Origin of the sequence: Micromonospora sp. KC213, assembly GCF_004348325.1 — a bacterium.
GTDB lineage: Bacteria > Actinomycetota > Actinomycetes > Mycobacteriales > Micromonosporaceae > Micromonospora.
In genome coordinates this window covers 1-8,647 of the sequence record NZ_SMKF01000208.1, presented here as the reverse complement: position 1 = coordinate 8,647, position 8,647 = coordinate 1, and the positions used below count along the sequence as shown (strand labels likewise).

Here is an 8,647-nt window from a genome sequence, read left to right as displayed (position 1 = left end):
CCCGGGGGGTGATCCGCGACTGGGCGTACACCGCCCGTACCGGGCGCTTTCCCTCGCTGGACGGGGTGGACGCCGAGGCCGCGGTGCGGCGGCTGACCACGCCGGTGCTGGCGGTGAGCATGGACGACGACAGCTTCACCCCGCACGCCACGCTCGACCACCTCTGCGCCAAGCTCACCGCCGCCCCGGTGACCCGTGCCCGCTACACCGTCGCCGAGGCGGGCGCCCCGCTGGACCACTTCGTCTGGGTCCGCGCCGGTGGGCCGCTGGCCCGCCGGGTGGCCGACTTCGCCGCCGCCCTCACGCCCCCCGCCTGAGGCGCGCACCGACCGGCGACGGTGCGGCGAGCGCGATGACCGATTGCCGCCAGACGGGCGACGACGTGGTGCGGCAGCCTCGACGACATGTCGAACACCAGCCAAGCCACGACCAGTGGCCCCGTGCCATTCGAACCGTGGTACACCTTCGCGGAGGGTGGCCCGGTGCACCGCGCGTTGCTGCCGTTCCCGGCGACGGCGCCTGCCCCGTTCGAGATGGCACGGTGGAGCGTTGCTCCTGGGACGTCCAACGATCTCGACCTCCACCGATCACGTGAGGTGTGGGTCATCGTGGCCGGAACCGGCGCGCTGACGTGGACCGACCGGACAGCCGTCCTCAACCCCGGAGACGTCGTGGCCTTCGAGAGCCACGTGCCGCATCAGATCCGCAACGACGGACCTGAGCCACTTGTCGCCATCTCCGTCTACTGGCTGCCGGAAAGCGCCTGACCCCGGGGGCGGTCCGCCTCGTGCCCCCGGCGGGGTACGCCCCGCCGCGGCACCGGGGCCGGTGGGCGTGAACCGGGGATGGACCGGATCCGGGTGCGTAGCCGCGCCGACGACGGGTAAGCCGCTGCGCCCGAACACGGTGGAGGGGGATCAGATGTCCGAACGACACACTGCGCTGCGTTCCATGCACGATCTGGGCCTGGCAGCCTGGTTCGGCGGCTCCCTGATGGGAGCGCTCGGCGTCAACGGGGCGGCGGCGCGGATCAGCGACTCGACCCAGCGCCTGCCGATCGCCTCGGCGGGCTGGTCCCGTTGGACGCCGGTGAACGCGGCGGCGATCGGCGCGCACCTGGCCGGTGCGGTCGGCGAACTCGCCACGGAGAGCCCGCGCGTGCTGGCCCAGCGCGGGGTGGGGCGGATGAGCGCGATCAAGACGGCGCTCACCGTCGGCGCGCTGGCGGTCACCGGGTACAGCCGGTTGCTCGGCATGAAACTGGAGAAGGCCGGCAACCCACCGGTGGAGGGGATCACCGAGCCCCACTACCAGACACCCGGGGACGTGGCGTCCTGCCAGCGCCGGATGAAGGTGTTGCAGTGGACGATCCCGGCGTTGACCGGGGCGCTGGTGGTGGTCACCTCGTACATGGGTGAGCAGCAGAAACCCGGGCAGATGTTCCGGGGTGTGTTCGGTCGCGCGGGCGGGATGATGAGCGCGCCGATGACGATGGGGAAGGTCGCCACGATGGGCGCGAGGCGCCGGATGGCGATGGCGGGCTGAGGTCGTACCCAGCAGGCCGGCATGGGGCCGTTCGTCGCGGTGTCGACGGCGGTCGCCGTGCCGGGGCCGGACGACCGAAAGCACGACGAGCAGCGAGGTGGCCATGACGGGGAACGAGGCAGTGCCGGGCGGCACCGGACGGGGGCCGCAGTCCGCGGGCCCCTGGGGCACCACCGACGGCTTCGACGCCGATCCGCCCTGGGGCGCGGGTGAGCACGACCCGATGGGTGAGGGGAGCGAGGAGACCGCCGTGCCGGAGGGGCGGCGCGGCGACCGCCGGGCCGGGGATCCGGTGGGCCCGTCGGGGCCGGCCGGTCGGCACGGTTTCGGCCCGGTCGAGACGACGCCGGTGCCGGAGGCAGGGCCGGGTGCTCCGCCCGATCCCGCACCGGCCCGCCGCCCCTTCCCGGACGAGATCGTCGGCGGCGACCTGCCGGACAACGCCTGGGAGGAAGCCACCGGGATGCGCCCGGAAGGGGTCAGCCGGGACTGAGTGAGGTTTGGCGGGCCATGCCGGGGGCAGAAGTCCCGGCATGGCCCGCTCGCATCTGGACGACACGTTCACCCTCGTCACCCAGGGGTATGCCTGGCTGCCCAACCGGTTCCGGGAGGCCGGCGCCGACGTCTACCGCACCCGGCTGGCCGGGCGGCGCGCGGTGGCGCTGCGCGGCCCGGACGCGGCCCGCTTCTTCTACGACGAGCGGCACGTACGCCGGCACGGCGCGCTGCCCGAACCGGTGCTCAGCACGCTGTTCGGGCACCGTGCGGTGCACACCCTCGACGGCGACGCGCACCGGGTGCGCAAGGCGCTGTTCACCGGGCTGCTGGTCAACGGCGATGTCGACGGCCTGGTCGTCCGGGCCGAGACGGCCTGGGACCTCGCCGCGAAGGGCTGGGCCGGGCAGGGCCCGGTGGTGCTCTTCGACGCCGCCGCCGAGGTGCTGACCCGGGCGGTGTGCGACTGGACCGGCGTGCCGGTCGACGACGACGAGTTGCCCCGCCTCGCCACCGATCTGGTCGCCCTGGTCGACGGCTTCGCCACCGCCGGGCCGCGTCACTTCCGCGCCCGACGGGCCCGGACCCGGTGGGAGAACCAGCTCGCCGCCCTCGTCACCCGGGTACGCCGGGGCGAGGCCGAGGTGCCGGCCGGCTCGGCGGTGGCGGCGGTGGCCCGCCACCAGGACGCCGCCGGCACCGAACTGGATCCCTGTGTGGCCGCCGTGGAGCTGCTCAACACTCTCCGACCGACGGTGGCGGTCGCCTGGTTCGTCGCCTTCACCGGGCACGCGCTGCACCGCTGGCCGAGCCACCGGGACCGGCTGGCCGACGGCGACCGGGCCTTCGCCGAGGCGTACGCGCACGAGGTCCGCCGTTTCTACCCGTTCGCGCCGTTCGTCGGCGGACGGGCGGTGACCGACCTGAGTTGGGACGGGGTACGCATCCCGGCCGGCGCGATGGTGCTGCTGGACCTGTACGGGCAGAACCACGACCCACGGCTGTGGCCGGATCCGTACCGCTTCGCCCCGGAGCGTTTCCTGGGGCGGGAGATCGGCGAGTTCGACCTGATGCCGCAGGGCGGCGGCGACCCGCGCACCGGGCACCGCTGCCCGGGCGAGCGGATCACGGTGGCCCTGCTGCGGTCGCTCGCGGTGCGGCTGGCCAGGTTGGACCACCGGCTGCCGGCGCAGGATCTGACCATCCCGCTGGACCGGATCCCGACCCGCCCGGCCAGCGGGGTGGTCGTCGAGGTGCGGTGACACCGCTCTGTCGTCGCCTGGCGCGGTGCCCGCTCGCCCACTCGCCCGCTCGGGGACGTACGGCCATGATCACACCTCGGCGGTGTGCGCCGCCGTGGCTACCCCGAGCAGCTCGGCGAGCCGGCCCGCGTCGCGCTGGGCCTGCCCGGCACAGCAGTTGTTGAACAGCACGTGCAGCTCCCGGGTCGTAGCGGCCAGATCGGTCAGCAGCTCGGCCCAGCGACGCAGTTCCCCGTCGGAGTACGCGTACCGGAAGCGGTCCTCCTTGCCGCCGTCGGCCCAGGCCGGGCTGTGCCCGTGGAAGCGCACCACCGCCGGCTCGGCCGTGGCGATCATGATGGGCGGCACCGACGAGGGGTGCCCCTGTGGCATGTCCACGCAGACCATGCTCAGCCCCTGGTCGGTCAGGAAGGTCACCGTCTCCGCCGCGGCGGCCCCGTCGAACCAGGAGCCGTGTCGCAGTTCGACGGCCACCGGCCAGGGCCGGCACCGGTGCGCCAGCTCCACGATCCGCCGCCGGGCGGCGTCGCCGCGCGCCAGCCACGGCGGGAACTGCAACAGCACCACGCCGAGCCGGTCGGCCGCCGCCAGCGGCCGCAACGCCTCCCGGAACCGGCGCCACAGCTCCTCGTACGCCTCGCCGGGCAGGTCGCGGCGGCGGATCCGGGCCGCGCCGGTGGTCGGGCGCAGGTCCCGGGGCAGCGTCGCCACCGGGGTGGGATGCCCGGTGAAGAGGCTGAACGCCTTGACGTCGAAGGTGAAGCCGGGCGGGGTGGCCGCCACCCAGCCGGCGGTGGTTTCCGGTGCCGGCACCGCGTAGTAGGAGGTGTCCACCTCGACCAGTCCGAAGTGGCGGGCGTAGTAGCCGAGCCGGTCCGCCGGGGTGCGCACCGCACGGGGGTACCAGCCGGCGCGCAGCAGCGTCTGGTCTGCCCAGGAGGAGGTGCCCACGCGAATCTCACCCATGGCATGACGTCCTACCCTCGGCGGGCGGTGCGGCAACCCTCGGAGAAAGAGAACTGTCGGTGCCCTCACCTAGGGTGTGGCCGAACGACATCGACGGAGGGCGGGCGAATGACCACTTCGGAGCGGGTACTCACCGGTGAGCGGGCCAGCCTGCTGGCCATCCTGGGCCGGCAGCGCGACATGCTGCGGCGCACCGTCCGTGGGCTCACCGACGAGCAGGCCGCGACCCGCAGCACGGTCAGCACGCTCTGCCTGGGCGGGCTCGTCAAGCACGTCGCCGCCATCGAGGACGGGTGGGCCCGGTTCATGGTGGGCGGGGCGGAGGCGATGCCGGGCCAGACCGACGACTGGCAGGCGGGGTTCCGGATGATCGGCGACGAGACCCTGGCCGGCCTGCTCGACCGGTACGCCCAGGTCGCCGCGCGCACCGACGAACTGGTGTCCACCCTCGACCTGGACGCGGCTCACCTGCTGCCGGCCGCCCCCTGGTTCGAGCCGGGGGCGAGCTGGTCGGTGCGCCAGGTCGTGCTGCACCTGGTCGCCGAGATCTCCCAACACGCGGGGCACGCCGACATCCTGCGCGAGTCGATCGACGGCGCTCGGTCGATGGGCTGACCGCTCGACGGCGCCGGTCGCGCCGGTGTTCCCGGCCCGCGGACCGGGGGGTGACCCGGACTGTCGGTGATGTGACGTGCCGGCCGCCGCCGGCGCTGAGGGCACGAGATGAACGCGCATCGACTGGATCCCCACATTGCCGAGCGGCTGCTCGGCGGGCCGGTCGTGGACCCGGGATCCGGGTGGCCGCAGCCGCTGGTGCGGCTCCTGTCGGCGGTGCGGGCCGCGCCCCGCCCCGCCGAGCTGCGTGGGGAGCGCGCCGCGGTGCGCGGGTTCCGCGCGGCGTTCGCCGCCGGGCCGCCGGGGACCGGCCCGGCGCAGCACCATCCGGGGTCGACAGGCTGACGAGGATCGTCGTACGGGCTGGTAACTTGCCCCGATGACTCTGCGGCGTCGACGCGTGGCGGTGGCCTTCCGCCTGGCGATCGTGATCAGCGTGCTGGCCGGGATCGTGCTCACCGCCCTCGGTCCGGCCACGGTCACCGGCCTGCTGCCGTACTTCACCATCCAGAGCAACATGGCGGTGGGCATCCTGGCCGGGTACGCCGCCTGGCGCGCCGGGCAGCGGCTGCCCGAACCGGCCTCGGCCCTCAAGGGTGCGGTCACCCTCTACATCACCATCACCGGCGTGGTCTACCACCTGGTGCTGGCCAACCCGGCCAGCCCGTTCGCCGTCGCGCAACCGGAGCGGGCGCTGCCCGAGGCGGTGGGCAACCAGTTCCTGCACACGGTGGTGCCGCTGCTGGCGATCACCGACTGGGTGCTGTTCGATTCGCGCGGGCGGCTACGGGCCCGCTACGCCGCCTGGTGGCTGGCGTTCCCGCTGGCGTACCTGGGATTCGCCCTGGTACGCGGCCTCGTCGTGGCGCGGTACCCGTACCCGTTCATCGACGCCGGGCAACTCGGGTACGACGGCGTCGCGGTCAGCACGGTCTTCTTCGCGGTGGCGTTCTGGCTGCTCGGCCTGCTCTTCGTCGGGGTGGACCGGGGGTTGTCCCGGCGGCCCGGCGCCCGCCGCGACGTCGACCCGGTGGCACCCGCGCCGCGCGTCGCTGACGTCGCGCCGGACGCGCCGGCCGGGCAGTGGTGACCGTCGGCGGGCTCGGTCCGGCAGGCGGACCCGGTGGCGGGGCGTGCGGACAGGTCGGACCCGCCCGTACTCGCTGACGTTGCCGGCGACGATCGGGACCTACGCCTGCTTCACGGGCGCCCGATCTCCTGCTCGGCGGCTTGGCGGGGGTGCCGCGCGTCAGGCGGGCCGGGCAGCAGCCGCCGCAACGCCAACGCCAACGCGATGTCCCCGCGCAGGCTCAACTCGGCGCGCATCAGGGACTCCACCAGGCGTCGTCGCCCGCTGGCCAGCCGGTCGAACGACTCCCGGTTGCCCCGCAGCACCAGGTCGGCGTCGCGCTCGGAGCGGGACACGTCGACCCGCTGTTTGTGCAGCACCAGGTACCAGTGTTCGGTGCGGTCGCCCTCGCACACGTCGAGCCGGACGGTGCCGGTGGCGTACTCCGGCAGTTCCGGGTGCGGGCGGCCGTTCAGCCGCTTCAGGAACTCCGCTGCGGACGTGGCCATGATTCCTCCCCCGGGTGGGTCGACGTCGGCCGCACTCAGCCAGGCTGGCAGCGGCCGGGGTGAACCCGGCTCACCCGCCGCGGGTGAGATCCGCACACCCGGGTACATGAGGCAGGGAGGCGACATGCACGGACTGGACGATCCCCGGCTGGACCGGGTGCTGACGGCGCTGCTGACGATGCAGCGGCAGTCCTGGGAGCAGGGGGTGACCGCGCACGCCCTGCTCGACCTCGGCCGCGACGCGGAGGTGGTGCTGCTGGCCGACGCGGCGGTGACCCGGCAGCATCCGGACGGCCGGCTCGGCGACGTCTCCGGCGAGGACGGCGCGGTCAACGGCGCCGCCTGCGGCGAGGCGGTGCGGCACGCCGCCCGCGTCGACCCCGGCGACCGGTGGGCGGGGGCGCTGGGGCGGCAGCTCGACTGGCTGCTGGTGAGGGCGCCGCGGGGCGCCGACGGAACCCTGTTCCATCTGCTCGGCAACCGGCAGGTCTGGGCGGACACCGTCTACATGGTGGTTCCGCTGCTCGCCGTGTGCGGTCATCCTGACCAGGCGGCGGCGCAGGTGCGGGGGCACCGTCGCCGGCTGTACGACCCGGGCACCGGCCGGTACGCCGCCCGCTGGGACGAGGACCGGGGCGGGCTGGACAGCCCGCAGCACTGGGGCACCGGCAACGGCTGGGTGGTGGCCGGAATAGCCCGCGCTGCGGTTGCTGCCCCGCTGGCCGGACGGTCTGCGCGCCGAGTTGGCCGGGCACGCCCGGCAGGTACTCGACGCCTGCCTGGCGTACCGCCGGCCGGATGGCCTCTTCCACGACGTGCTGGACGACCCGGGCAGCCACGTCGAGACCAACGTGGCGCAGATGCTGGCGTACGCGGCGCTGACCGGGGCGACCGACGGTTGGCTGCCGCCGTCGTACGCCGAGACCGGGCGGGACCTGCTCGCCACCGCCGACCGGCAGGTCGACCGGTACGGGCTGGTCCGGCCGGTGAGCGGGGCGCCGGACTTCACCCGCCCGGGCACCTCCGCCGAGGCGCAGGCGTTCCACCTGCTCGCCCACGCCGCCCTGCGCCGCGCCCGGCTCGCCGACGTCAGCTCGACCTGATCAGCCCCCGCAGGTAGGCGGCCTGACCGACGTGCTGAAGGTCGTCCTCGGCCACGCTGATCAGCCGTACGCCGAGGGTCACCGGCGGGTCCCATGCCTCGTCCACCACCCGGTCCAGCTCCGTGGGGGCCAGTCCGGCCAGGAAGGCACAGGTCCGTGCCGCCACCGTCTCGTAGTAGTCGACGAGGGCTTCCGCGCTCTCCGGTCGTACCGCCGCGACCTGCTCCGGCGTGTGCCCGTAGCCGGTGTCGTGCGGGTCGGCGGTCAGGCCGAACCGGTCCGCCCAGCCGTCGCCGGCCCAGATCTGCTCCTCGCCGAGCAGGTCCGCGACGTGGTCGTCCTGGATCCGGGTCAGGTGCCAGACCAGCCAGCCCACCGGATTGGCTCCGGGGCGGGGCGACCAGCGCAACTGGTCCGGGCTCAGCCCGTCGACGGCCCCCCGTACCAGGCGGGGCAGCCGGCCGTAGAGCTCGGTCAGCAGGCCGTCCACGTCCACGGCACACTCCTTTCGCCGGCGGTCTCCGGGTCCTGATACCGCTGGCGTCGGCGGGCAAACCCGGGCCGTTAGGGTGATCATGTGGTTGCGGCGCTGGAGCTGTATCTGGACACCGACGCGACGCGGCGTATCCGGGTGCTGTGGGACGCGTTGGAGGCCGAGGGGGTACAGAGCATGCGCTCCCTCCTGGCGGGACGGCACCGGCCGCACATCTCGCTGGTGGTGGCTCCCCGTTTCGACCCGGAGCAGGTCGCCGAGGCGCTGCGGGGAACGCCGGTCGCCGCGCCTCTGCGGCTGAACTTCCAGTACGCCGGGCAGTTCGTCGGCCGGGTGCTGTGGTTGGGCGTCGCCCCGACCGCCGAGTTGCTGGCCCGTCACGCGCTGGTGCACGATCGGCTGACCCGGGCCGGGATCGCCCTGTCGGAGCAGTACCGGCCGGGATGCTGGGTGCCGCACTGCACCCTGTCGATGCGGGTGCCGAACATTCTGATGGCCGCCGCCGTCCGCCGCTGCCTGGAGATGCTGCCCCTGACGGCGACCGTCACCACCGCCGCCCTCACCGACCACGCCCGGGACATCTCCCACCC

General features: G+C 74.1%; 12 protein-coding genes and 2 pseudogenes. 11 read left to right on the top strand and 3 right to left on the bottom strand.

The genetic code is table 11. The annotated features are described in order from the left end of the window. The 5 genes and pseudogenes from E1166_RS27180 to E1166_RS27160 form a co-directional block, all read left to right on the top strand. A pseudogene (locus E1166_RS27180) lies at positions 1–317 on the top strand (alpha/beta hydrolase); the annotation flags it as partial. Between the two features lie 165 nt (positions 318–482). Beyond that, the gene (locus tag E1166_RS27175) at positions 483–767 is read left to right on the top strand and encodes a cupin domain-containing protein (protein WP_165944441.1); all 285 of its coding nucleotides are present in this window, start codon (positions 483–485) and stop codon (positions 765–767) included. Positions 768–921: 154 nt separating this feature from the next. Then, positions 922–1,545 (top strand): hypothetical protein, encoded by a 624-nt coding sequence (locus E1166_RS27170; RefSeq protein WP_132342763.1) that lies wholly within the window; start codon positions 922–924, stop codon positions 1,543–1,545. 103 nt (positions 1,546–1,648) lie between these two features. Beyond that, positions 1,649–2,038: a hypothetical protein gene (locus E1166_RS27165; RefSeq protein WP_132342762.1), complete on the top strand. Its 390-nt coding sequence runs from the start codon at positions 1,649–1,651 to the stop codon at positions 2,036–2,038. 40 nt (positions 2,039–2,078) lie between these two features. Next, positions 2,079–3,302, top strand: a complete 1,224-nt coding sequence (locus E1166_RS27160; protein ID WP_132342761.1) for a cytochrome P450 — start codon at positions 2,079–2,081, stop codon at positions 3,300–3,302. A 69-nt stretch (positions 3,303–3,371) separates the two neighbouring features. Here E1166_RS27160 and E1166_RS27155 read toward each other — a convergent pair whose 3' ends face one another. Then, positions 3,372–4,268 carry a DUF72 domain-containing protein gene (locus E1166_RS27155; protein ID WP_132342760.1) on the bottom strand — a complete coding sequence of 299 codons (897 nt, stop codon included), beginning with the start codon at positions 4,266–4,268 and terminating at the stop codon, positions 3,372–3,374. Positions 4,269–4,376: 108 nt separating this feature from the next. Here E1166_RS27155 and E1166_RS27150 point away from each other — a divergent pair, with 108 nt between their 5' ends. From E1166_RS27150 to E1166_RS27140, 3 genes are all read left to right on the top strand, one after another. Further along, positions 4,377–4,883, top strand: coding sequence for a DinB family protein (locus tag E1166_RS27150; RefSeq protein ID WP_132342759.1), 507 nt, complete (start codon positions 4,377–4,379; stop codon positions 4,881–4,883). A gap of 108 nt (positions 4,884–4,991) precedes the next feature. After that, complete coding sequence (locus tag E1166_RS27145; RefSeq protein WP_132342758.1) at positions 4,992–5,228, top strand: hypothetical protein; 237 nt, start codon at positions 4,992–4,994, stop codon at positions 5,226–5,228. 34 nt (positions 5,229–5,262) lie between these two features. Then, complete coding sequence (locus E1166_RS27140; RefSeq protein ID WP_165942733.1) at positions 5,263–5,973, top strand: Pr6Pr family membrane protein; 711 nt, start codon at positions 5,263–5,265, stop codon at positions 5,971–5,973. Positions 5,974–6,083: 110 nt separating this feature from the next. On the opposite strand, the gene E1166_RS27135 is transcribed toward E1166_RS27140, so the two are convergent. Further along, positions 6,084–6,461, bottom strand: coding sequence for an SCP2 sterol-binding domain-containing protein (locus E1166_RS27135; protein ID WP_132342757.1), 378 nt, complete (start codon positions 6,459–6,461; stop codon positions 6,084–6,086). Between E1166_RS27135 and E1166_RS32325 the strand changes: the two are divergent. Both E1166_RS32325 and E1166_RS32320 read left to right on the top strand, forming a co-directional pair. Further along, positions 6,460–7,104 (top strand): annotated as a pseudogene (locus E1166_RS32325) (glycoside hydrolase family 88 protein); the annotation flags it as partial. The gene E1166_RS27135 and the pseudogene E1166_RS32325 sit on opposite strands and share 2 nt — an antisense overlap. 64 nt (positions 7,105–7,168) lie before the next feature. Next, the gene (locus E1166_RS32320; protein WP_243710538.1) at positions 7,169–7,564 is read left to right on the top strand and encodes a hypothetical protein; all 396 of its coding nucleotides are present in this window, start codon (positions 7,169–7,171) and stop codon (positions 7,562–7,564) included. On the opposite strand, the gene E1166_RS27125 is transcribed toward E1166_RS32320, so the two are convergent. Further along, the gene (locus E1166_RS27125) at positions 7,551–8,060 is read right to left on the bottom strand and encodes a DUF664 domain-containing protein (RefSeq protein ID WP_132342756.1); all 510 of its coding nucleotides are present in this window, start codon (positions 8,058–8,060) and stop codon (positions 7,551–7,553) included. The genes E1166_RS32320 and E1166_RS27125 overlap by 14 nt on opposite strands. Positions 8,061–8,141: 81 nt before the next feature. On the opposite strand from E1166_RS27125, the gene E1166_RS27120 reads away from it, so the two are divergent. Beyond that, positions 8,142–8,647 (top strand): 2'-5' RNA ligase family protein (locus tag E1166_RS27120; protein WP_132342755.1); only part of this gene is annotated, 506 nt, incomplete at its 3' end.

Bases quoted from the DNA above. Each gene is read 5' to 3' on its own strand.
- E1166_RS27155 (WP_132342760.1), bottom strand. From the start codon at position 4,268: ATGGGTGAGATTCGCGTGGGCACCTCCTCCTGGGCAGACCAGACGCTG.
- E1166_RS27150 (WP_132342759.1), top strand. From the start codon at position 4,377: ATGACCACTTCGGAGCGGGTACTCACCGGTGAGCGGGCCAGCCTGCTG.
- E1166_RS27135 (WP_132342757.1), bottom strand. From the start codon at position 6,461: ATGGCCACGTCCGCAGCGGAGTTCCTGAAGCGGCTGAACGGCCGCCCG.
- E1166_RS27145 (WP_132342758.1), top strand. From the start codon at position 4,992: ATGAACGCGCATCGACTGGATCCCCACATTGCCGAGCGGCTGCTCGGC.
- E1166_RS27165 (WP_132342762.1), top strand. From the start codon at position 1,649: ATGACGGGGAACGAGGCAGTGCCGGGCGGCACCGGACGGGGGCCGCAG.
- E1166_RS27160 (WP_132342761.1), top strand. From the start codon at position 2,079: ATGGCCCGCTCGCATCTGGACGACACGTTCACCCTCGTCACCCAGGGG.
- E1166_RS27170 (WP_132342763.1), top strand. From the start codon at position 922: ATGTCCGAACGACACACTGCGCTGCGTTCCATGCACGATCTGGGCCTG.
- E1166_RS27140 (WP_165942733.1), top strand. From the start codon at position 5,263: ATGACTCTGCGGCGTCGACGCGTGGCGGTGGCCTTCCGCCTGGCGATC.